This window comes from Streptomyces sp. NPDC045998 (assembly GCF_056430285.1).
Genome location: NZ_JBWKLJ010000009.1, coordinates 17,390 through 39,997, shown reverse-complemented (window position 1 = coordinate 39,997; position 22,608 = coordinate 17,390). Strand labels below are relative to the sequence as shown.

The 22,608-nt window shown below is 71.7% G+C and carries 18 protein-coding genes and 1 CRISPR repeat array; of the genes, 11 read left to right on the top strand and 7 right to left on the bottom strand.

What is annotated here, in order from left to right; translation table 11 throughout:
- Nucleotides 1–507 precede the first annotated feature (507 nt).
- From casA to cas2e, 7 genes are all read left to right on the top strand, one after another.
- Entirely contained in the window at nucleotides 508–5,289 is a 4,782-nt protein-coding gene (casA, locus tag AC07FJ_RS25250; protein ID WP_479051559.1) for a type I-E CRISPR-associated protein Cse1/CasA, read from the top strand.
- Between the two features lie 183 nt (nucleotides 5,290–5,472).
- The gene (gene casB, locus AC07FJ_RS25245; RefSeq protein WP_479051558.1) at nucleotides 5,473–6,201 is read left to right on the top strand and encodes a type I-E CRISPR-associated protein Cse2/CasB; all 729 of its coding nucleotides are present in this window, start codon (nucleotides 5,473–5,475) and stop codon (nucleotides 6,199–6,201) included.
- 78 nt (nucleotides 6,202–6,279) lie between these two features.
- Nucleotides 6,280–7,470 carry a type I-E CRISPR-associated protein Cas7/Cse4/CasC gene (gene cas7e, locus AC07FJ_RS25240; RefSeq protein WP_479051557.1) on the top strand — a complete coding sequence of 397 codons (1,191 nt, stop codon included), beginning with the start codon at nucleotides 6,280–6,282 and terminating at the stop codon, nucleotides 7,468–7,470.
- A complete protein-coding gene (gene cas5e / locus AC07FJ_RS25235) occupies nucleotides 7,467–8,216 on the top strand; it encodes a type I-E CRISPR-associated protein Cas5/CasD (RefSeq protein WP_479051556.1) in 750 nt (249 codons plus the stop codon). Before cas7e ends, cas5e begins: the two co-directional genes overlap by 4 nt.
- A 9-nt stretch (nucleotides 8,217–8,225) precedes the next feature.
- Nucleotides 8,226–8,990, top strand: coding sequence for a type I-E CRISPR-associated protein Cas6/Cse3/CasE (gene cas6e, locus AC07FJ_RS25230; RefSeq protein ID WP_479051555.1), 765 nt, complete (start codon nucleotides 8,226–8,228; stop codon nucleotides 8,988–8,990).
- Nucleotides 8,987–9,931: a type I-E CRISPR-associated endonuclease Cas1e gene (gene cas1e, locus AC07FJ_RS25225; RefSeq protein WP_479051554.1), complete on the top strand. Its 945-nt coding sequence runs from the start codon at nucleotides 8,987–8,989 to the stop codon at nucleotides 9,929–9,931. The genes cas6e and cas1e overlap by 4 nt, the downstream gene beginning before the upstream one ends.
- Nucleotides 9,928–10,281, top strand: a complete 354-nt coding sequence (gene cas2e, locus AC07FJ_RS25220) for a type I-E CRISPR-associated endoribonuclease Cas2e (RefSeq protein ID WP_479051553.1) — start codon at nucleotides 9,928–9,930, stop codon at nucleotides 10,279–10,281. The genes cas1e and cas2e overlap by 4 nt, the downstream gene beginning before the upstream one ends.
- A 102-nt stretch (nucleotides 10,282–10,383) precedes the next feature.
- Nucleotides 10,384–12,301: a CRISPR direct-repeat array (repeat unit 29 nt; unit sequence GTGGTCCCCGCGCATGCGGGGGTGGTCCC).
- Here cas2e and AC07FJ_RS25215 read toward each other — a convergent pair.
- A complete protein-coding gene (locus tag AC07FJ_RS25215; protein WP_479051552.1) occupies nucleotides 12,302–12,484 on the bottom strand; it encodes a hypothetical protein in 183 nt (60 codons plus the stop codon).
- A 344-nt stretch (nucleotides 12,485–12,828) separates the two neighbouring features.
- Between AC07FJ_RS25215 and AC07FJ_RS25210 the strand changes: the two genes are divergently transcribed.
- Nucleotides 12,829–13,296, top strand: coding sequence for a Rieske (2Fe-2S) protein (locus AC07FJ_RS25210; protein WP_479051551.1), 468 nt, complete (start codon nucleotides 12,829–12,831; stop codon nucleotides 13,294–13,296).
- Between the two features lie 352 nt (nucleotides 13,297–13,648).
- Here the strand turns inward: AC07FJ_RS25210 and AC07FJ_RS25205 are convergent, their stop codons facing one another.
- On the bottom strand, nucleotides 13,649–14,554 hold the full coding sequence (locus AC07FJ_RS25205) for a LysR family transcriptional regulator (RefSeq protein ID WP_361420721.1): 906 nt from the start codon (nucleotides 14,552–14,554) through the stop codon (nucleotides 13,649–13,651).
- A 74-nt stretch (nucleotides 14,555–14,628) separates the two neighbouring features.
- Between AC07FJ_RS25205 and AC07FJ_RS25200 the strand changes: the two genes are divergently transcribed.
- A complete protein-coding gene (locus tag AC07FJ_RS25200; RefSeq protein ID WP_479051550.1) occupies nucleotides 14,629–15,597 on the top strand; it encodes a DMT family transporter in 969 nt (322 codons plus the stop codon).
- Here the strand turns inward: AC07FJ_RS25200 and AC07FJ_RS25195 are convergent.
- Nucleotides 15,588–16,919: an aminotransferase class I/II-fold pyridoxal phosphate-dependent enzyme gene (locus tag AC07FJ_RS25195; protein WP_479051549.1), complete on the bottom strand. Its 1,332-nt coding sequence runs from the start codon at nucleotides 16,917–16,919 to the stop codon at nucleotides 15,588–15,590. The two genes, AC07FJ_RS25200 and AC07FJ_RS25195, sit on opposite strands and share 10 nt — an antisense overlap.
- Nucleotides 16,920–16,954: 35 nt before the next feature.
- Here AC07FJ_RS25195 and AC07FJ_RS25190 point away from each other — a divergent pair, with 35 nt between their 5' ends.
- On the top strand, nucleotides 16,955–17,650 hold the full coding sequence (locus tag AC07FJ_RS25190) for a pyridoxamine 5'-phosphate oxidase family protein (protein WP_479051548.1): 696 nt from the start codon (nucleotides 16,955–16,957) through the stop codon (nucleotides 17,648–17,650).
- A gap of 98 nt (nucleotides 17,651–17,748) precedes the next feature.
- Here AC07FJ_RS25190 and AC07FJ_RS25185 read toward each other — a convergent pair whose 3' ends face one another.
- The 3 genes from AC07FJ_RS25185 to AC07FJ_RS25175 form a co-directional block, all read right to left on the bottom strand.
- A complete protein-coding gene (locus AC07FJ_RS25185; protein ID WP_479051839.1) occupies nucleotides 17,749–18,693 on the bottom strand; it encodes a DMT family transporter in 945 nt (314 codons plus the stop codon).
- 193 nt (nucleotides 18,694–18,886) lie between these two features.
- Entirely contained in the window at nucleotides 18,887–19,879 is a 993-nt protein-coding gene (locus AC07FJ_RS25180; RefSeq protein ID WP_361420736.1) for an EamA family transporter, read from the bottom strand.
- Nucleotides 19,880–20,033: 154 nt separating this feature from the next.
- Nucleotides 20,034–20,690 (bottom strand): PadR family transcriptional regulator, encoded by a 657-nt coding sequence (locus AC07FJ_RS25175; protein ID WP_479051547.1) that lies wholly within the window; start codon nucleotides 20,688–20,690, stop codon nucleotides 20,034–20,036.
- A gap of 195 nt (nucleotides 20,691–20,885) precedes the next feature.
- Between AC07FJ_RS25175 and AC07FJ_RS25170 the strand changes: the two genes are divergently transcribed.
- Complete coding sequence (locus AC07FJ_RS25170) at nucleotides 20,886–21,695, top strand: PhzF family phenazine biosynthesis protein (protein ID WP_479051546.1); 810 nt, start codon at nucleotides 20,886–20,888, stop codon at nucleotides 21,693–21,695.
- A gap of 63 nt (nucleotides 21,696–21,758) precedes the next feature.
- Here the strand turns inward: AC07FJ_RS25170 and AC07FJ_RS25165 are convergent, their stop codons facing one another.
- Entirely contained in the window at nucleotides 21,759–22,565 is an 807-nt protein-coding gene (locus AC07FJ_RS25165) for a CPBP family intramembrane glutamic endopeptidase (RefSeq protein WP_479051545.1), read from the bottom strand.
- Nucleotides 22,566–22,608 lie beyond the last annotated feature (43 nt).

Sequence of the window (22,608 nt, the reverse complement as noted above, 5' to 3'; positions counted from 1 at the left end):
GCAGGCAACCGGGTACCTCTCCTGGTACCAGATACTCAACAACAGTACCCGGTACGGGATTTGGCGAAAGCGACCCGGGCGGGCTCAGAGCCCTCTACGCTCCTTGCCATGGCCACAGTCCGGCTCTCGAACGCCGAGGGCCGGACTCGTTGACGCCTGCTCCGTTGCAGCGGAGCAGGCCGAGTCCGGCCCGTCCCTGTCAGCGCGTTACCAGCCACAGGAACAAGGTGATTCTAGCAATGCCCACCTCCATTGATCCTGGTCAGTCACTCGCGCCCCCTGTCTGGGGCCTGATCATCGCCATGATCGCCGCCTCTGGTTATCGCCCCTGGGTATGGGTGGCACTGGTGATGGCGGGGGCGGCGTTAAGCCGTAGGCGCTGATCAAGGGGAATCCCGGCGGGCGCCCCGAACCACTGGGCGCCCGCACCGGACACCACGTTGCGGTTCCTGGAAAACGTCCAGCCGCGGGTCATGCAGCGCGAACGCCGTATGGGAGGACTCTGGCTTGTTCCCTGTCTCTGTCTCCGAGGGCCCGGCCCCTCGGAGGACACAGCTCTCTCCCCAGCACCTCTCAGATGCCGCCCGGTCCGCCTGGGCCAAGCACGATCGCAAGACCGATGGCTGGCTGCCGCTCTGGCGACACATGGCTGACAGCGGTGCGGTGGCGCAAAAACTGTGGGACGACTGGTTGCCCCTCTCCGTCAAGCGCCTTGTGTCGGAGCCTTTCCCTGGAGGAGACGAGGAGGCGTCGCGGCTCGTAGCTTTCCTGGCGGCATTCCACGACATCGGCAAATGCACGCCTGCCTTCGCCTGTCAGGTCGAACAGTTGGCCGGGCGTATGCGGGATCACGGTCTGGATATGCCCACCGCCAAGGCATACGGGCAGGACAGAAGGCTGGCCCCCCATGGGCTCGCCGGCCAAGTGCTGATCCAGGAATGGATGGAGGCGCGATGCGGGCTGGGGGCCCGTGCGGCAGGGCAGTTCGCGGTGGTGGCAGGAGGGCACCACGGGGTGCCGCCAGGAAGCCAGCAGATCCACGACCTGCGCCTGCGTCCACACCTCGTGCGGCATCCGGGACCCAGCGAGGCCGTGTGGCACCAGACCCAGTACGAGCTGCTTGACTGGTGTGCCGAACTAGCCGATGTGACACACCTGTTGCCATCCTGGCGTGAGATCCGGCTACCCCAGCCGGCGCAGGTGCTGCTGACGGCTGTGGTCATCCTCGCTGATTGGATCGCCAGCGCCCCCGAGCTGTTCCCGTACGCGCCCGAGTCGTGGCATCCGCTGGGTGGGCTCGGTGAGCGACGCAGGCTGCAGGCTGCGTGGGAGGGCCTGGACCTGCCGGGGCTCTGGCAGCCCGAAGTGCCCGCCGCATCGCCGCAGTCGTTGTTCTCCCAGCGCTTTCCCCAGCTCAAGGGTGTAGCACTGCGCCCGGTTCAACAGGAAGCGGTCCGGATGGCGGGCGCGATGGATCCGGCCGGCCTTCTCATCATCGAAGCACCGATGGGCGAAGGGAAGACCGAGGCCGCGCTCGCGGCGGCGGAGATCCTCGCGGCGCGTTCGGGGGCCGGTGGGCTCCTGCTGGCGCTCCCGACCCGCGCGACCGGGGACGCGATGTTCGGCAGGCTTCTGTCGTGGCTCGAGGCCCTGCCCGCCGAGGCAGCGCCGTCGCGGTCTGTGGTCCTGGCCCACGCGAAAGCAGCGCTCAACGAAGTCTGGTCCGGCATGTTACGCGTGGGACATCGGACCATCGCCGCCGTCGAGCTGGACGCGAGCGGGAAGGAGACGTTGCCGGACCGGAACGAAGAGGACGTACCGCAGCACTCCGCCGGGCTTCACGCTCACCAGTGGCTGCGAGGTCGGAAGAAGCAGTTGCTCGCGTCGTTCGCCGTCGGAACCGTGGATCAGGTGCTGTTCGCCGCCCTCAAGAGCCGGCATCTGGCTCTTCGGCACCTGGCGGTCGCGGGCAAGGTAGTGGTGATCGACGAGGTGCACGCCTACGACGCCTACATGAACCGCTACCTGGACCGGACACTGGAGTGGCTGGCTGCCTACCGCGTTCCGGTGGTACTGCTCTCCGCCACCCTTCCGGCCGCTCGCAGGCAGGCTCTCGCCGCCGCGTACGCAGGAGCCAAAGGCGCTGCGGCGGTGCAGGGCGTCGACGATGCCGATGCCTACCCTCTGCTGACCGCCGTGTCACCGGGCCGCACCGCCCTGACCGCACGGCCTGCCGCGGCCTCCGACCGCGGCACAACCGTCGTGCTGGAACGAATGGAAGACGAGCTCGTCGCGCTGGCCGACCGGCTGGAGGCGGAACTGGTCGATGGCGGATGCGCCCTTGTCGTACGCAATACGGTGGGGCGGGCCCTGGAGGCGGCCGAGATACTGCGAGAACGGTTCGGCGAAGGCCACGTGACCGTCGCGCACTCGCGGTTCCTGGCCGCCGACCGCGCCGCCAACGACGCGGCATTGCTCCGCAGGTTCGGCCCGGGCGGTGACCGGCCCAGGCGGCACGTGGTGGTGGCCAGCCAGGTGGTGGAGCAGTCCCTCGACGTCAGCTTCGACCTGCTGGTGACCGACCTGGCCCCGGTGGACCTGGTGTTGCAGCGCATGGGGCGGTTGCACCGGCATCCGTCGTTCCGGCCGACGCGTCTGTCCACCCCTCGGTGCTTGATCACCGGAGTCGACTGGGCTGCCTCTCCGCCGGTCCCCGATGCGGGCTCTCGAGCCGTATACCCGGGCGATTGGACCCTCCTCCGCTCACTCGCCGCCCTCACACCCCACCTCGACGGCGTGCCTGTGCGTCTGCCGCACGACATCAGTCCGTTGGTACAGAGCGCCTACGGCGACGAGCCGCTGGGACCCACGGCGTGGGGTGGGTCCATCGCCGAGGCCGACGAGCGGCACCGGGCGTTGCTCGCGGAGAAGCGGCGCAGGGCGGACGGTTTTCTGCTGGGGCCGGTACGGCGTCCCGGGCGGCCCGTGTACGGGTGGCTGGAAGCCCATGCGGGGGATGCGGACGACAGCCGGACCGGACGGGCGCAGGTGCGGGACGGCGAGGAGACGCTGGAGGTCCTGGTGGTCCAACGGCGAGCCGACGGTCGGTTGACCACGGTGCCATGGCTGGACGAGGGGAGGGAGGGCGGACGAGGCGGACTGGTGTTGGCCACGGACTTTCCGCCGAGCCGACGGGCGGCCGAGGCGGTGGCCGCCAGCGCGCTCACTTTGCCCGGGCGGTTCAGCAAGCAGTGGCTGATCGATCGCACCATCGCGGAACTGGAGAAGTTCCGTGTACCGGCCTGGCAGGTACCTGAATGTCCCTGGCTGGCAGGGGAGTTGCTGCTCGTTCTGGACGAGCGTTGCCAGACCCGGCTTGCAGGATTCACGTTGAGCTACAGCCGCGCCGAGGGGCTGCGGGTGGCCGGACCCAGCATGCCACCCGGGAGCGGTCCGGACGGCCACGGCGGCGCACAGGACGAGGGGGGCGGTCACCATGCACAGGAGCAGGGAGCTCAGGACGCTGATCCGCGCATCGCGGAGCGGCCGGATGCCCCCGCGAGCGCCACGAGCCGGAACCTCGGCCCGGTGATCGGGCCCGGCTCCGCTCCGACCGACCGGAGCGGCACCGGAGCCGACGCCCCCGCAGCGTTCAACCTGGTAAAGGAGCCGTGGGTACCGGTACAGCACCTCGATGGCACGGTCGCCGAGCTGTCCCTTCGGGACGTCTTCGCGCACGCCGACGGCTTGCGCGGGATCGTCGGTGACGTTCCCACCCAGGAAATGGTCCTGCTCCGACTCCTGCTGGCGGTCCTCCACGACGCTTTGGAGGGACCGACTGATCTGGAGGACTGGGAGGAGCTCTGGGAGAGTTCCGCACCGTTCGCGGCGGCTCTCGACTACCTGGATCGCCACATCCGGAGATTCGAGCTCTTCGACGATCACCGTCCATTCTTCCAGGTGGCCGGTCTGCGCACCGCGAAGGACGAAGTGGCCCTGCTCAGCCGGATCGTCGCCGACGTGCCCACCGGTTCCGCTCTGTTCTCCACGCGGCGGCCAGGTGTGGACCGGTTGTCCTTCGCGGAGGCCGCACGGTGGCTCCTCCATGCCCACGCCTTCGACACCTCGGGCATCAAGTCCGCGATGAAGGGCGATGACGAACGGAGCAAGGCGGGGAAGGTATATCCCTTGGGCGTCGGGGCGCTGGGGCAGCTGGGAGGTGTTTTCGCCGAGGGGGCCACCCTGCGCGAGACGCTGCTGCTCAATCTCATCGCCTTCGAGGAAGCGTACGCGGGAAGCGAGCTGGCCGAGCGGACGGACAAGGACCGGCCGGTGTGGCGCCAGGACGAGCCGTACGGGCCCGGCGCCCGCAGTGTGCGGGCGGGCGGCCCCGAGCCTCTCGGGCTCCGGGACCTGTACACCTGGCAGACCCGTCGAATTCGGTTGTGCGCCGATGGAGGGGCGGTGACGGGGGTCGTCCTGGGCTACGGCGACCCTCTTGTCCAGTCCGCTCCGTGGCTGCTGGAGCCGATGAGCGGATGGCGCCGCAGCTCCGTCCAGGAGAAGAAGCAGGGGCGGGCACTTGTCTACACTCCGTCTCGGCACGACCCGGAGAGGTCGGCATGGCGCGGCCTCGGGGCCCTGCTGCCCTCCCGTGCCCAAGGCGGAGAGGCGGGTAGCCGTGGTGAGCCGCCCGAACAGCTCCGCGCGGGCATCACCCGCTGGTACACGCGGGTCATCACCGAAAGCGACATCGACCACGGGAAACTGGTGCGGCTTCGGCTGGTCGGTGTCGTATACGGCACCCAGCAGTCGGTGATCGACGAGATCGTCGACGACTCCGTCGTGCTCCCGGTCGTCACTCTCCACGAGACCAACCCGGTGTACGGCGCCGCCGCCGTGGACGCTGTCAGTGACGCCGAAAAGGCGGTCGAAGCCCTGGAGCGCCTCGCCGACAACCTCGCCCGCGCGGCGGGCAGTGGTCACCCGGACGCCGCAGCCGCGTCGGCCCGGCAGGTCGCGTACGCGGCCCTGGACGGCCCGTACCGTGCATGGCTGCGGAGCCTATATCGGCAACCCGACCTTCAGGGCGCCCGCCAGGCATGGCGGGAAACGGTGCGGCGCCACGTTTTCCGGCTGGCCCGGCAAGAGATCCAATCCGCCGGACCGGCAGCAGCCAGCGGCAGAGTGGTCGACCTTCCCGGCCGAGGCGCGTGCCTGATGGACACCGGCCGTGCCGAACTCCGGTTTCGCACAAGGCTGCAAGAGGAACTGGGCCCGCCGGCCTGATCCCGGCTCATCGCGCCACCCTGAACCATCGTCATCAGGAGACATCTCATGTCACAGAGTTCTCCGGCCGTGCCGGAATGGGCTGGTAGCGGCGGAAGCGGGCCCACCCTCCTTCCCCTGTCGCTTCCCCGCGAGGCGACTTCGCGCGCCATCGGCCGACTACAGGCCGGCTACCGGAAGGGCATGCCCTGGGCGGTCGCGGCCGTCGCCCGCCTTCGCCGGGAAGCCGGACGGGACGCGCACGCCTCCCCCACCGCCTGGGGACTCGACCACCTGGAGGTGCTGGGCCAACTCCGCGAAGAGCGGCGGATGGCGGAACGGGAACGAAACGACGGCCGCGCCGCACCCGCCTACTTCTTCTCCGCGGCCCACAACCGGCGCGAGGAGCAGGAAAGGCATGAGGACACGGCCGTCCACATCGCCGTCACACTCTGGGCGCTGCACCAACAATCCGTGCGGGACGAGCCCATGCACCTGGCCGAGTGGTCCCTCGGCCGCGCCGTACGCCGTCTGGCCCACCGCAGGACCAACACCCGCGACGGCAACGCGGCAAACAGCGCGTCCGGGGTGTCCCCGGTCACGGAGCGGGTCGAGGACGCCAGCGAGACCGTACGCCGGAGGTTCGTCCGTATCGGGACCGCTTCAGACGTGGACGTCCTTGCGACCCGGCTGCGCGAGATGGTGCTGCTCCTGCGTGCCGCGCGCATCCCCCTCGATTACGCACTCCTCGCCGATCAGCTCCTGCCGTGGCAGGACGAGAACCGCCGGGACGACGTCCGCCGGGCCTGGGGGCGCGACTTCCACCGTCGCCACGGACTCCCCGCCCCTACGCGTACGGACGGCGAAAGCCAAGGGGCCGGCACGGATGCCGTGCCGACGGAGGACACAGAGGCAGCCGACGTCGACTCCTGACCCGCTTTCCGCCGATCCTCAGCCGCCTGTCCCCCGGCCCATCCCTTTCCGGTCACCAGACAAGAGAACGGAACGCCCGTGACCCGCACCATCCTCGACATCCACATCCTTCAGACCATGCCGCCGAACAATATGAACCGGGACGACACCGGCTCGCCCAAGTCCGCCTACTACGGCGGTGTACGCCGGGCTCGGGTGTCGAGCCAGGCATGGAAGCGCGCCACCCGGAAGCGGTTCAACGAGCTCCTGCCGCCGGAGGAGCTCGGCGTACGGACGAAGAAGGTCGTCGAGGCCCTGGCGGAACGCATCACCGCGTATGCCCCGGAGTTGGCCGAGACCGCCGTGCAACTCGCCGAGGAGACCCTGCGGACGGCCACCGGCTCGTCGTTCGACGCTCCGAAACGGAGGAGCAACAACGGCGACGAGGCGGTGGTCTCGGAGGCGAAGTACTTGTTGTTCCTCAGCCGACGCCAGTTGGATGCACTTGCCGAACTGACAGTGGACGTCAGTGGCGGCGGGGACGTGGAGAGGCTCAAGAAGTCCTTCAAGGACAAGGGGCTGAAGGCAAGGGCACGTGATGCGGTTGACACCCGCCACTCCGTGGATATCGCACTCTTCGGACGGATGGTCGCGGACTCCGCCGACCTCAACGTGGAGGCGGCCACACAAGTGGCACACGCGCTGAGCGTGCACCGAGCAGACCTCGAGTCGGACTACTACACGGCAGTCGACGACCTCAGCGGGGAATCCGAGTCGGGCGCAGGCATGATCGGCACACTCGACTTCCACTCCGCAACTCTGTACCGGTACGCGGCGGTCGACGTCGACGAGCTGCACCGCAACCTCGGTGCCGGCCTCAAGGAGGGCGAGCCCCCGAGCACGCCCACGTCGAAGGCGGCCACCGCCTTCCTGGAAGCGTTCATCACCTCTCTGCCGACCGGAAAGATCCACTCCTTCGGCAACCACACCCTTCCCTCTGCCGCCATCGTCACGATCCGCGACCGGTGGCCGATCAGCTTCGTCGGCGCCTTCGAGGAGCCGGTGCCCAAGTCCGCGGAAGGAGGGTTCCTGCGAGAGAGCTGCCGCCGCCTTGCCGCGTACGTGCCCGATCTGGAGCGGCAGTACGGTCTGGGAAACCTGCCCACCTGGGTGTTCCGCATCGGCGAGGAGACGCGGGCACTGGCGGAACTGGGCCCCGGGGTAACCCTTCCCGGTCTGCTGGACCAGGTCGGAAGCGCCGTGGCCGAACGCCTGGAGTCCTCGGCATGACAGTACTGCTGCTGCGCTTGGCCGGACCCTTGCAGGCATGGGGTTCCGCAGCCCGGTTCGTGCGCCGCACTACGGAGAACGCTCCGACGAAAAGCGGCGTGCTCGGTCTGCTGGCCGCCGCCCAAGGACGTCCGCGAGGCGCTGACCTCTCCGACTTGGCCGCGCTGCGCTTCGGCGTTCGCATCGATCAACCGGGAACGCGGGTACGGGACTTCCACACCGCGCACCATGCCGACTCGGGCCGAGCGATGCCGCTTTCGGAGCGGTACTACTTGGCCGACGCGATCTTCATCGCCGGAGTGGAGGGCGACAAGGAGCTCGTTCTTCAACTTCACGCGGCCGTGGGGGCACCCCGGTTCCTTCCGTACCTGGGGCGGCGTTCCTGCCCACCGGCCCGCCCGCTCCTGCTCGAGGAGTCTCTCAGTGATCAGCCCCTGGAAGAGGCGCTGCGGGGCGCGCCGTGGCAGGCGTCCCGGTGGTACGTCGGACAACTCGCCCGTCCCGGATCCTCCAGCGGGGCAATAGCCGCCCCGGCGGAACTGGACGTCCTCGTGGACTGCCCCGCTGGCGAGACCCCCGACTTCTCGCTGCGCGACACGCCCGTCACCTTCGACCCGCGTCACCGGCAGTACGCGATACGGGGCGTCCGGGCCTCCCATGTCTCCGCACCCCCGCACGACCCGACTGCGCACCTGCGCCGGGCGTCGCCGCCCGGCCGCCCCGGCCCCACCACGGACGCCTCCTAGGAACCTCCGATGTATCTGACCCGTTTCCGTTTCAACACCGCCCGGTCCGAGGCACGACGGCTCCTCGGCTCACCGCACCGCGTGCACGGTGCCGTGAACATGGCGTTTCCCGAGCCTCCGGCACGCGAGGGGGATGGCCCTCGCGTGCTCTGGCGGCTTGACCACGCGCCGGCCGGCCGCGTCGACCTCTTCATCTCGAGTCCTTGCCGTCCCGACCTCACTCACCTCGTCGAACAGGCCGGCTGGCCGAGTCTGGATGAGAAGGGGTGGAGCACGTTCGCCTACGGGGAGTTCCTGGACGCGCTTCGCGAGGGCGACGTCTGGGCCTTCCGCCTCACAGCCAACCCGGTACACCACATCCGCAGGGACGTGGACCCCCTCGGCGCACCGACCAAGCGGGCTGCTCACGTCACGCCGCGCCATCAGATCGGCTGGCTGCTGAAGCGCCAGGAGCACGCGGGATTCAGCGTGGTGATGAGGCCGGGCGTCTCCACCACGGCCGACGTGAACTATGACGTGCTGGTGCATGACCAGACACCGATGCGGTTCGGCAAGCCCTCGGGTGCGGAAGCCGTTGCATCCCGCCCGGGACAGGGGCAGGACCGGCGCGCCTCGGCAGGTCCGAACGTGCGTCTTACGCGTGCAACGTTCGACGGCCGGCTGCGGATCACCGACCTGGCGGCGTTCCGCCGTACGCTGACCCACGGGCTGGGCAAGGCGAAGGCGTACGGCTGTGGTCTGATGACACTGGCTCCGGTGCGGGTGGAGCCATGAGCACAGTCAGCAAACGCAGCCTCTCCTCGCCCCGAGAACTCACCCGCGTCAGCGACCGCGTCTCATTCCTCTATCTGGAACGCTGCACCATCCACCGCGACGACAACGCCATCACCGCCACGGACGCCGACGGTGTCACCCACATCCCGTCGGCCACGATCGGGACTCTGCTGCTCGGCCCCGGGACCCGCGTGACGCACCAAGCCATGGCTTTGCTCGGCGAGAGCGGAGTCGCAGTGGTGTGGGTGGGTGAACACGGCGTGCGCTACTACGCCGGCGGGCGCGCCCTGACCCGCTCCTCAGGGCTGCTCGAGGCACAGGCCACGGCGTGGGCGAATCGCCGTACACGGGTGGAGGTGGCGCGGGCCATGTACCGCCTGCGCTTCCCCGACGAGGACCCCTCGGGCCGCACCCGCGACGAGCTGCTGCGTATGGAGGGCCGTCGGCTGAAGGAGTGCTACCGCAGGGAGGCGGCCCGTACGGGCGTGCCCTGGAAGCGCCGCGAATACCACCGCGACGATTTCTCGGCGGCCGACGCCCCCAATCAGGGAGTCACAGCGGCAGCCCAGTGCATGTATGGCGTCGCCCACGCCGTAGTCGCCGCACTGGGCTGCTCCCCCGGGCTCGGCTTCATCCACTCCGGGCACGAGCGATCCTTCGTCCTGGACATCGCTGACCTGTACAAAACGGAAATCGCCATTCCCGCTGCCTTCGACGCCGCGGCAACGGGCGAAGAAGACATCCCAACGCGCACCCGCCGGGCCCTCCGCGACCGCATCAACAAGACACGACTCCTCGAACGCTGCGCGAACGACATCAAGAAGCTGCTCCGCTACGAGGAAGCCGCGACGACCGCCGACGCGGACCGCGTGGGGCTCCAGTCCGATGGCGACCGTGTACTGGACAGCGGACGCAACTACGGGGACGAGCCGATCTGGTGACCGTCATCGTCCTCACCAACTGCCCTGCGGGCTTGCGCGGATTCCTCACCCGATGGCTCCTGGAGATCTCTCCCGGCGTCTTCCTGGGCTCACCGTCCGCCCGCGTCCGCGACATCCTCTGGGACGAAGTCCGTACATACTCCGGCCAGGGTCGCGCCCTGCTCGCATACCACACCGACAACGAACAGGGCTTCACCTTCCGTACCCACGACCACGCTTGGCACCCTGCCGACCATGAGGGCCTCACCCTCCTCCACCGCCCTGCCGCCCCCTCGCCGTCCCGCCCGGCGTCTGAGGCGCCGCGTCAGGGATGGAGCAAGGCGGCGAAGCGGCGTAGGTTCGGAAGATGAAAGCGCTGCAAGAAACGGAGGCCCGCTTTGCCCCTTTGGTCCGCTTCTCGGGAAGTGGGTAAAATCCGGCTGCGCCCCCGATAAAAGCCCAGGTCAGCGCCTGTGGTCCCCGCGCATGCGGGGGTGGTCCGGTGTCGCCGCCGCCGGAGCCGTCCGGCTTGTGTGGTCCCCGCGCATGCGGGGGTGGTCCCTGCCGCTCCCTGGTCGACGTCCAGTACGGCGCGTGGTCCCCGCGCATGCGGGGGTGGTCCCCGCCGGTCGCACCCGCGCCGGTCGTGGCGGAAGTGGTCCCCGCGCATGCGGGGGTGGTCCCGGGCGATACGCCCGAGAGGAGCCAACCCACCAGTGGTCCCCGCGCATGCGGGGGTGGTCCCTCCAGCCGCCCGCCGTTCCGGGTCGACCCGACGTGGTCCCCGCGCATGCGGGGGTGGTCCCCCGTACCTGGTCGCCGTCGACATCAACATGTCGTGGTCCCCGCGCATGCGGGGGTGGTCCCACGAAGGTGGTAGCCATGTCCGACAGCCCCGAGTGGTCCCCGCGCATGCGGGGGTGGTCCCGCTTCTCCGGCCTCCAGGCCGCGGTCGTTCGTGTGGTCCCCGCGCATGCGGGGGTGGTCCCGCCGGCATCACCGCGGCCGAAGCCGTCCTGGAGGTGGTCCCCGCGCATGCGGGGGTGGTCCCGGTCTTACCGGGGCGGGGTGCGTGAATCATCTGTGGTCCCCGCGCATGCGGGGGTGGTCCCGCGCCCGCCGTAGCGAGCGAAAGACCGATGCCGTGGTCCCCGCGCATGCGGGGGTGGTCCCCGGCCGCGCTCATCGCCGCCGTGACGGAGTAGGTGGTCCCCGCGCATGCGGGGGTGGTCCCCTGGCCAAGCTCAGGGCCGCGTACGAGCGGCTGTGGTCCCCGCGCATGCGGGGGTGGTCCCGCGGCGCGGACCGCCGTCAGCGGCACATGCCGGTGGTCCCCGCGCATGCGGGGGTGGTCCCATGGCCGACCAGTTCCGGGAAGCGATCTACGAGTGGTCCCCGCGCATGCGGGGGTGGTCCCACGATCTGCGAGACCATGTCGTACGCGGGGTTGTGGTCCCCGCGCATGCGGGGGTGGTCCCCAGTGCGCCGGGTTGTCCGGGTTGGTCGTGGTGTGGTCCCCGCGCATGCGGGGGTGGTCCCGTGGCCGGCGTCGCCGCCATCCCGCTCGGCAGGTGGTCCCCGCGCATGCGGGGGTGGTCCCGCGCTGCCGGTGACGCCGATGCCGCCTGCCGGGTGGTCCCCGCGCATGCGGGGGTGGTCCCGGTAGCGCCCTCCTCAAGGGGCATCGCCGTTGGTGGTCCCCGCGCATGCGGGGGTGGTCCCACGAACCTGGAACTCCGCTACGACCAGTACGAGTGGTCCCCGCGCATGCGGGGGTGGTCCCATCTCGTAGATCGCGCCCTCGGACTGAACCCAGTGGTCCCCGCGCATGCGGGGGTGGTCCCTCGATGGGGGGCACTCCCTTGTAGTGCTGGACGTGGTCCCCGCGCATGCGGGGGTGGTCCCAGCGCCGCGTTGCCCGTACGGATCGCCAACCGGTGGTCCCCGCGCATGCGGGGGTGGTCCCCGGGTCAGGCGGCGGGCTGGTGGCGTCGTGGGATGGTCCCCGCGCATGCGGGGGTGGTCCCAGCGCGTTGGTCTGGCGTGTACAGGTCGAGAAGTGTCCCCGCGCATGCGGGGGTGGTCTCGGCGCCGCCTCCACCTACCGCAAGGACGCCGCGTGGTCCCCGCGCATGCAGGGGTGGTCCCGGGCTGCTGACCTGATGAGTGGTCAGCTACGGGTGGTCCCTGCGCATGCGGGGGTGGTCCCACGCCGCTCCTCCCGAATTGAGGTCGGGAGGGGTGGTCTCCGCGCATGCGGGAGTGGTCCCCAGGGGCGGTAGTCGGCCCGGATCGCGGCCCCGTGGTCCCCGCGCATGCGGGGGTGGTCCCTTGATCGGCGGCCCGCTGAGGGCCTGTTCGAGTGGTCCCCGTGCATGCGCGGATGGTCCCTCACAGCCGTACGTTGCCGAGTCGATTGCCGGTGCTGCTCAGTCCGTACGCCGGGTACGGGCTCCAGCTCGCGGTGTGGGCGAACGGCTGGTACAGCGCGGTAACGCAGTGGTTCGCCGAGCAGGGCTTCGCCGTGCTCATCAGGGACGGGCGCGGCTCCGACGGGCCGTGGCTGTACGACACGCATCTGGGAGCGCTTCCTCGGTCACTTGGACGTCCAGCCGCAGAACTACGAGCTCCTCCTTGATCCCGCACGCCCACCGGCTGTCCCGGCCGCTACTGCTGTTCCACAGTCTCGCCGACGACCGCGGCCCATACCCTGGTCTGTCAGCGGCCCTGCTGCGGACGGCCCCACACCGTGCTGCCGCTGTCCGGTGCGACCCACCTGGTCACAGAGGAAGCTGTGGCAAACAGCCAACTGTTACTCGAACTCGACTTCCGCAAAAGGTCGCTGAGCGGCTGAACGCCCGGCCCGGCCGCCCCGTACCCCTGGGTGACGTTCTCATCATCGTGGAAGGGAAACCGGGATGACCGGATCGCAGGGGACCACCGGCACGGTGGGGCGCCGTACCGTCGTCGCGGCGGCGGGCGGGGCGGGGCTGGCCGCCGTGCTCACCGCGTGCGGGGGCTCGGACAGCCCGGCCCCGTCCGGTGCCGGGCAGTCGGCCGCCGGGAGCGGCACCACCGGCGGGTCCGGGGGCGCGGGCGGCTCGGGGCAGGTGCTCGCGAAGACGGCCGACATCCCGGAGGGCGGGGGAAAGGTCTTCGGCGAGGTCGTGGTGACGCAGCCGAGGGCGGGCGAGTTCAAGGCGTTCTCCGCCAAGTGCACCCACGCGGGCTGCGCGGTGAAGGACGTGGCGGACGGGGTCATCAACTGCCCGTGCCACGGCTCGAAGTTCGACGCGACGGACGGCAGCGTCAAGGCGGGCCCGGCCACGTCACCGCTCCCGGCGGCGTCCATCAAGGTCGAAGGCGACTCGATCAAGCTGGCGTGACGGCAGGCGGTCCGAGGTGAGGAAGGTGCGGCCGGGTCATCGCGGGGGTGCACGGAGGGGATCCCCGCGATGCCCCACCCGGCCCGGCAGCCGGGCGGGGCCGCTCCCTTGCCTCCGCGTCGGGCCGTGGCCGGTCCGGTCCCCCGCGGTCGACCGCCGCGGGGGACCCGACCGGCACCAGTACCGGCACCCGCCTCCGCCCACCGCGTACACATCCGACCCCCATCCAGGTCAGAGCCGGAGCTAGAGCCGGAGCCGGAGCCCGCGCCGCCGCCGCGCTCGACCAGGGCGCGCCTCCACCCCGCCGGGCGACGCCCACGGCCTACGCCAACGCCCCGCGGCAGCGCCGTCCTCAGCTGCCGACCGCCCGCCCCACCTCCCGCAGCGCCTCCACCGCCGCCCGGATCGAGGGGCGCCGGTCCGCGTCCGTGCGCCACACCGCGTAGATGTGCCGCCGCACCTGCTGCCGTACGGGCACGAGCGTGACGCCCTCCGGCACGGGACCGCGCCCGAGCCGGGGCGTGACGCACACCCCCAGCCCCGCCTGGATGAGGGCGAGCTGGGTGTGGTGCTCCCCGGCCAGGTGGGCGATGCGCGGCTCGATGCCCTTCGACCGCAGCGTGAACATCAGCCACTCGTAACAGAATTCGCCCTGCGGCCACGACACCCAGTCGTCGTCGGCGAAGTCCTCCAGGTCGACCTCCGCCCGCCCCGCCAGCGGATGGCCGGCCGGTACCGCGATGTCGGCGGCGTCGTCCAGCAGCGGTTCGCGCGCCAGCGCGGCGGGCATCGGCATCCGCTTGTTGCTCCAGTCCAGCACCACCGCGAGGTCCATGTCACCGCGCATCACGTGCTCGATGCCGCGCTCGGGCTCCAGCTCGCTGGTGCGCACGCACAGGTCGGGGTGGTCGCGGCGCAGACGGCTGATCGCCGCCGGGAACAGCCCGCGCGCGGCGGTCGGGAAGCCGGCCACCCGCACCTCGCCCACCACCTGCCCGCGCTGCGCCTCGATGTCCGCCTGCGCGAGCTCCACCTGGGAGAGGATCCGCGCCGCGTGATCGGCCAGCAGCCGGCCCGCGTCGGTGAGCCGCACCCCGCGCCCGTTCTTGGCCACCAGCTGCTGTCCGACCTCGCGTTCCAGCTTGGCGAGCTGCTGGGAGACGGCCGACGTCGTCACGTGCAGTCCGTCGGCCGCGCCGGTCACCGAGCCGTGGCGGGCGACGGCGTCCAGGGTCCGCAGGCGTTCCAGGTTCAACATGTAAGCAATGCTAAGCGAAGCCGTCGACAAGATTTCGCTTGTTCTACGACGTCATAGCGTCCACAGTGGTCGGCATGAGCACCGCAACCTCCTCCGCGCCACGGTCGGCCACCCCGACCCCCGCGGACCCCGCAGCCGTCACCCCCCGCCGCTCCCTGGACTGGCGCATCCGCTTCGCGGTGCTCGCCCTCATCTGGGGCTTCAGCTTCCTCCTCATCAAGGTGGGCACCCAGGCGTACGCCCCGTTCCACGTCACCTTCGGCCGCCTGCTGTTCGGTACGGCGGTGCTCGCGGTCGCGATGGCGGTGAAGCGCACCGCCCTGCCGCGCGGCGCCCGCACATGGGGTCACCTGGCGGTGGCGGGGTTCCTCCTCAACGCACTGCCGTTCTCGCTCTTCGCGTACGCCGAGCTGACGATCCCCTCGACGCTCGCCGGCATCTGCAACGCCACCTCGCCCCTGTGGGGCATGCTCCTGTCGCTGGTCGCCCTCTCCGAGGACCGGCCCACCCGCCGTCGCGTCGCCGGGCTCGGCATCGGTTTCCTCGGCGTCCTGACCGTCCTCGGCGCCTGGCAGGGCTTCTCCGGACTGGACGTCACCGGCACGGCCATGGCGCTGCTCGCCTCGCTCAGCTACCCCGTCGGCTGGATCTACGTCCGCCGTACGCTCGCGGGCCGCAGCGAGTCGCACCTCTCCCTCACCGGTGCGCAGCTGTTCCTGGCCACGCTGCAACTGGCGGCCGTCACCCCGCTGTTCACCTCGTGGCCGCAGGCGTTCCCGGTCCTCCCGCTGCTCGCGGTGGCCGCGCTGGGCGCCTTGGGGACGGGCCTGGCCGTGCTGCTCCAGTACACGATCGTCACCGAGGTCGGCCCGACCACGGCCCAGATGGTCACCTACTTCATCCCCGTCATCGCCACCGCCGCCGGCGTGACGCTCCTGGACGAGCGGCTCACCTGGAACACCCCGGTCGGCGCCCTCATCGTGCTGGCGGGCGCGGCCCTCACCCAGAGCCGCGCCGGCCGCAGCGAGCGGTCTCAGGCGTAACCGCGCGACGGCATCGGCCCGGCGGCCGCCGCCACCGCGTCGGCCAGCACCTCGATGTCGGCCGCCGTCAGCCCGGAGACGGTGACCCGGATACCCGGCCCCGCCGCGATGCGGAAGCGCGCGCCGGGGGCGACCGCCCATCCGGCGTGCAGCATCCGGGCCACCGCCCCGGTCTCGTCGGCCACCGGCACCCACACGTTCATGCCGCTGCGGCCGTGCGCCTCGACACCACGGCGCGCGAGGGCCCGTACGAGCGCGTCGCGCCGCTCGGCGTACGCCCGCGCGACCGCCCGTGTGTCCACCGCGCCCGTCTCCCACAGGTGGACGACCGCGCGCTGGAGCAGCAGGCTCACCCAGCCGGGACCGAGCCCCTGGCGCCCCAGCACCCGGTCGATGGTGACGGCGTCCCCGGTGAGCGTGGCGAGCCGCAGATCGGGCCCGTACGCCTTGGCGACCGACCGCACGAACGCCCAGCGGTCCGTCGCGCCCGCCAGCGGGTGCGCCGGCAGGTCGACGAAGCCGTGCCCGTGGTCGTCCTCGATCAGCAGGACGTCGCGGCGCCCGCGGAGCACCTCGCGCAGTTCCGCGGCGCGGGCGGCGCTCACCGCCGCGCCCGTCGGGTTCTGCGCCCGGCAGGTCACGATGAGCGCCCGCGCGCCGTCGCGCAGCGCACCGTCGACCGCGCCGGGCAACGGCCCCTCGTCGTCGACGGCGACGGGCACGGTCCGCAGCCCCAGCGCCGGTACCAGGTCGAGGAGCGAGCCCCAGCCGGGGTCCTCGACGGCGACCGCGTCCCCCGGTTTCAGATGCGCGGCGAGGACCCGCTCGGTGGCGTCCAGCGAACCGGACATCACGGCGATCGGCCCGTCCGGCACCCCGTCGGCGTCCAGCGCGGCGCGCGCGAGCCGCGCGAGGTCCTCGTCCACGGGCGCCCGGCCGTACAGCACGGGCTCCTCGGCGTTGCGCCGCGCCGCGGCCGCCAGCGCCTCCGCGAGCGGGGGCAGCAGCGCCGGATCGGGGTTGCCCTCCCCCACGCTCCGTACGCCCTCGGGGGCGTCGATCCGGAGCGACCCTCGCACCGTGGTGGCGGGACGGGGCCGGATCCGGCTGCCCCGGCGCCCGGCCGTCTCGATCACTCCCCGCTCGCGCAGGGTGCGGTACGCGGCCGCCACCGTATTCGGGTTGACCCCCAGTTCGGACGCCAACTCCCGCATGGGGGGCAGCAGTTGCCCGGGCTGCAGCCGGCCCGTACCGACGCCCTGCTCGACGCTCGCGGCGATCTCGGATGCACGGCGCCCAACGATCCGATACTCTCCTAGCACAAACAACATTATGCACTAGTGCAATGGAGTCCGCCATGCCGGAGACCACCGTCGCCCAGGAGCCGACCTCTCACGGGCAGGCCGCGTACGAGCCGACCGACCGTACCGTCCTCACCCGCGCCCGCGAGCGCGCCTCGTACGACCGCGCGCTGGTGCACTCGATCCTCGACGCGGCGTACGTCTGCCACCTCGGCTTCGTCCGCGACGGCAGGCCCGTCGTTCTGCCGACCCTCTACGGCCGCGTCGGCGAGCGCCTGTACGTCCACGGCTCGACCGGATCGCGCCCCCTGCGCATGGCGGGCAAGCCCGACCCCGGCCTTCCGGTCTGTCTGACCGTCACCCATGTCGACGGCCTGGTCCTGGCCCGTTCCGCCTTCCACCACTCCCTCAACTACCGCTCCGTCGTGGTCCACGGCATCGCCCACCAGGTGACCGACCCCGAGGAGAAGACCACCGCGCTCGACGCGCTCGTCGACCACGTCGTCCCCGGCCGCTCGCACGACTCCCGTCCCGCCAACACCAAGGAGCTCGCCGCCACCGCCGTCCTGCGCCTCGACCTCACCGAGGTCTCCGCCAAGGTGCGCACCGGCGGCCCGAACGACGACCCCGAGGACCTCGGCCTCCCCCACTGGACCGGCGTCATCCCGCTGAGCACCACCTACGGCGCCCCGATACCGGCCGACGACCTGGACCCGTCCATCGCCCTGCCCGAGTACCTCTCCGCACTCTGAGCCGGGGGAGCGAGTCCGTACGGGACACGTTCACGTACGCGGCCCCCGCGCCCGCACGGGCACGGGGGCCCGGGCGCGGGGGCCCGACACGCGGAGCCTCAGGCCGCCGCCGCGCGCCGCCGCGCCCGTACCACCGACGCGGCCCGCGCCTCCGCGGTCGCCAGCCCGGCGACCGCCGTCAGCAACAGCAGCGTCCCGGTCACCGTGGCCGCCGTCAGCCGCTCACCGAGCACCGCCACCGCGATGACCGCCGCGCTCACCGGCTCCAACAGCATGATCACCGACACGGTCGCGGCCCGCACGACCGCCGCCCCGGCGAAGTACAGCGCGTAGGCCAGCGCGGTCGGCACCGCGGCGATGTACGCCAACAACCCCACGACCCGGCCGAGTTCGGCCGTGTGCGGCAGCAGGCCCTCCGCCGCCGCCATCGGCAGCAGGCCCACGGTACCGATCGCGAAGGCCCACACCGTCGTGAGGAGCGGGTCCCCGCCGCCGCCGTCCCGGCCGAGCCACCGCGTCAGCAGCGTGATCGCCGCGTACCCGGCCGCCGACAGGACCGCCAGGGCGACCCCCACGGGGTGGACCTGTCCGGTGCCGTCGCCGAGGACCATCACGCACAGCCCGGCGAGCGCCCCCAGGACGGCGACGGACCCGCCGCGGCCGAGGCGCTCGCCCATGGCCAGCCGCGCCCCGAGCGCGATGAGCACGGGGCCGGCGCCGAGCGTGACGACGGTGCCCACGGCGAGCCCGGTCAGCTGGACCGCCGCGAAGTAGGCGCTCTGGAAGACGGTGAGCCCGATCCCCGTGGCGAGGATGCGCAGCACCCGGCGACGCCGGGGCTCCGTATTGCGGGCCGCGGGCCGACGGCGCAGCGCCAGCGCGCCGAGCAGCAGGACGAGCCCGCCGGCGCAGCGCCAGAACGACAGGGCGAGGGGGCCGAGATCGCTGACCCGGAACACGAGCGAGGCAGCCGCTCCGGCGGTGCCCCACGCCACTCCGGCGACGATCAGATAGAGGAGGCTCCGCCCGACGGGCAGGGCCATGGAGGGATTCGACACGTGACGTCTCCGTACGAAGAACGGGAAAGGTGGCCGCTTGACTCCGTACGCGGGCAGCGACGAACCGCCCGGGGCCCCTGGGCCCCGAGCCCGGTCCTCGTCAGAGGAGGCTGGTGAGAGTCCCGCCCGCGTTTACGCGGCGGGAGGCGGCAGCACGGTCGAATGCATGATCGTCACCTTACGGGGCGGCCCGCCCGGCGGCCACCTGGTTCCCGGCCCCCGCCTCGGGGGGCTCCGACCCCGCCACGGGCTCGGCCGGCGCGGCCTTGGGCGTCGACGACTGCGCGATGAAGGCCCCGACGAGTACGACCGCGCCGCCGAAGATCTGCGGCGCCGACAGGTGCTCCCGCAGCAGCACCCACGCCAGTACGGTCGCGATGACCGCCTCCAGGCACGCCACCACGCCCGCCACCTGCGGCGAGAGCCTGCGCACGGCGACGATCCCGGTGACGTACGCGAGAACCGTCGCGATCAGCACGATCCACCCGAGCAGCATCCAGGCCGGGGCCTCGGTCCCGCCCATGTCGGCGGTGCCGCCGAGCACGGACCACTCCATGCCCCAGGGGCGCGCGACGACGGTGAGCACGAGGGCGCCGATGAGCAGCCCGTACGCGATGACGCCGAGCGGATCGGCGGGCTCGGCCTCGTCGGAACCCTGGTCGGACAGGACGAAGTAGCCGACCTGGCAGCAGGCGGCGCCGAGGGCCAGCAGCAGCCCGAGCAGGTCGAAGCTCAGCCCGGCCCACACCTCCACCACGCAGGCGAGGCCCCCGACCGCGAGGACCACGCCGACGGCGGCGGCGCGCGTCACGGGCCGGCGCTGGACGAACCGCACCCAGCCGAGGACGAGCGCGGGGGCGAGGTACTCGATCAGCAGGGCGACCCCGACGGGGATACGGGAGAGCGCGGCGAAGTAGCAGGCCTGCACGCCGGCCACGGCGAGCAGCCCGAACCCGGCCAGCAGGAAGGGCTTGCGGCGCAGCAGGTCACGGTGGCGCCAGGCGACGGGCAGCATGACGAGCGCGGCGCCCGTAACCCGTAGCCACACCACGTGCAGCGGGTCGAGACCCGCTTCGATCAGCGGCTTGGCCGCGACACCTGATCCACCGAATGCGAAGGCCGAGGCCAGGGCGAGTCCCAGGCCGGCGCTTCTCCCCTGAGACGCGTGCATCGGCACATCATGGCAGCAGCCGGTCAGGAGCGTAAAGGCTATGACACCTGTTGAGACGACTTCGGTAAGTCACCGATCCGCGGCAGCGGTTGACACCGACGGCGGGTCCCGCGAACGGAGCCCGTCGCGGAACCCGCCGTGCCCATGGGGTGGGTCAGTCCTCGTCGGCGAGGATCAGGTAGAGCTTCTTGCGGGCGTCGTTGACGACGGCGAGGGCCTTCTGCCGCTGCTCGGCGTTGCCGGTCTTCCAGACCTGCCCGAACGCCTCGAACAGCCCGGCACCGGCCTGCCGGATCTCGTTCAGTGCCTCCCAGTCGACCCCGCGCCCGGCCTCCTCCCAGGGCGCGTCGGGCCCGGCTTCGGCTTCCGCCCGCCCGGCGTCGCTCAGGGTGAACAGCTTCTTGCCGCCCTCGCTCTCGCTGACGATCAGCCCCTCGTCCTCCAGCAGCTGGAGGGTCGGGTAGACCGAGCCGGGGCTGGGCCGCCAGGCCCCGCCGCTGCGCTCGGCGATCTCCTGGATCATCTCGTAACCGTGCATCGGGCGGTCCTTCAGCAGCGCCAGGATCGAGGCGCGGACGTCGCCGCGCCGCGCCCTGCCCCGGCCGCCTCCGCGCCCGGGTCCACCACCGAACGGCCCGCCACGGAAGGGGCCGCCGCCGAAGCCCGGCCCTCCCCCGAAGCCCGGCCCGAACGGCCCGAAGGCGGCACGCAGCCTCTCGAAGCCGCCGGGCTCCCCGCCCCAGCCGGGCCCGCGCCCGTGGCCATGACCATGCGTGTGCCCGTGTCCATGTCCGTGCTCAGCTGAACGCATCTCTTACACTCCCTCGATCGTTGACTGATCGCGATGCTTCAACGATATATCGGAACACGTCGCGAGGCAATCGTTCCGACGGGGCACTCGCCTGTGCAGCCGTTCCCGCTCTCCCGATCTCCGACGGGACATCGAGTCCAGCGACCCCGGATTGGCCTTGGCCCGCCGCTTCGCCGACCCCCTACCGTCAGCTCCATGCGGATTCGAATCGTCGACGCCTTCACCGACCGCCCCTTCTCCGGCAACCCGGCAGGGGTCCTCCTCCTCGACGCCTTCCCGGACGACCACTGGCTCCAGAAGGTGGCCGCCGAGGTCAACCTCTCCGAGACCGCCTTCGCCCACCCGCTCCCGCCCGGCGGCGACGCGGACTGGGCGCTGCGCTGGTTCACCCCGGTCGCCGAGGTCGACATGTGCGGCCACGCGACCCTCGCCACCGCGCACGTCCTGCACACCACCGGCCGCGCGACCGGCACGGTCCGCTTCGCGGCACGCTGCGGCATCCTGGCGGCCACGGCCGCGGAGGACGGCTCGGTCACAATGGATTTCCCGACCTCCACGCTGACGCCGGTGCCCGCGCCGGACGGGCTCGCGAAGGCGCTCGGCGCCGACGTCGTCTCCGTACACGACACCGCCGCGCACATCGGCGACCTGCTGGTGGAGCTGGCGGACGAGCAGGCCGTGCGCGACCTCGCGCCGGACCTGGCGGCGCTGGCCGGCCTGTCGGAGCGGGGCGTCATCGCCACGGCCGCCGCCGCGGAACCGGCCGGCGGCTACGACTTCGTCTCCCGCTGCTTCTTCCCTGCGCTCGGCATCGCCGAGGACCCGGTGACGGGCAGCGCGCACACCGCGCTCGCGCCGTTCTGGTCGGAGCGCCTGGGCCGCGACGAGCTGACCGGCTTCCAGGGCGGCGCCCGCACCGGCCTGGTCCGCACCGCGCTGCGCGGCACGCGCACCCTGCTCACGGGCCACGCGGTGACGGTCATCGAGGGCGACCTGCTCACCTGAGACGGCGAAGGGGCGTGCGACGGCACCGCCGTCGCCCGCCCCGCCCCTCCACCAGGGGTCCCGTCACTCGACGGGCAACCACCCCACCTGTCCCTTGAGCAGCGCGTACCCGACGAACGCCACGATGTCGAGCAGCGCGTGCGCCACCACCAGCGGGCCGACCCGCCCCCACCGCCGGTACAGCACCACGAAGACGGCGCCCATCACCATGTTGCCGACGAAGCCGCCGATGCCCTGGTACAGGTGGTACGAGCCGCGCAGCACCGCGCTCGCCACCAGCGCCGCCCACGGTGTCCAGCCGAGCCCGCCGAGCCTGCGCAGCAGGTATCCGACGACGATGACCTCCTCCAACACGGAGTTCTGCACCGCCGAAAGGATCAGGACCGGGTACTTCCACCACACCTCGGGCAGCGACTCGGGGACGACGGTCAGATTGAACCCGGCCGCCCGCGCCACCAGGTAGAAGGCCAGGCCCGCGCTGCCAATGCCCGCCGCGACCAGCGCCCCGCGGCCCAGGTCGCTCCACGGCCTGCGGCGGTCGAAGCCGATGGCGCGCAGGCCGGTCCCCTCCCTGAGCAGCAGGTGCGCCACGAGCAGGACCGGGACGAGCGCCGTCGCGATGCCGAACAGCTGCCAGGCGAGGTCGAGCCACGGCCGCCCGGGCGCCGCCGAGCTGTTGAGGTGGGCCGCCTGGTCCTTCAGGCCGCCCGGTTTGGTCAGCGCCCCGACGAAGCTGATCAGCGAGGCGACCGCACTGGCCCCGAGCGAGAGGGCCAGCACGAGCAGCAGCTCGGAACGGACGAACCTTCGAGGGCCCCCCGCCCCCTCCTCGGGAAGGGAATCGGCCACGCGCCCCGCCTCTGCCTGCACACCTGTCTCCACTTCACTGCCCCGGGTTGATCCGGAAGACAGA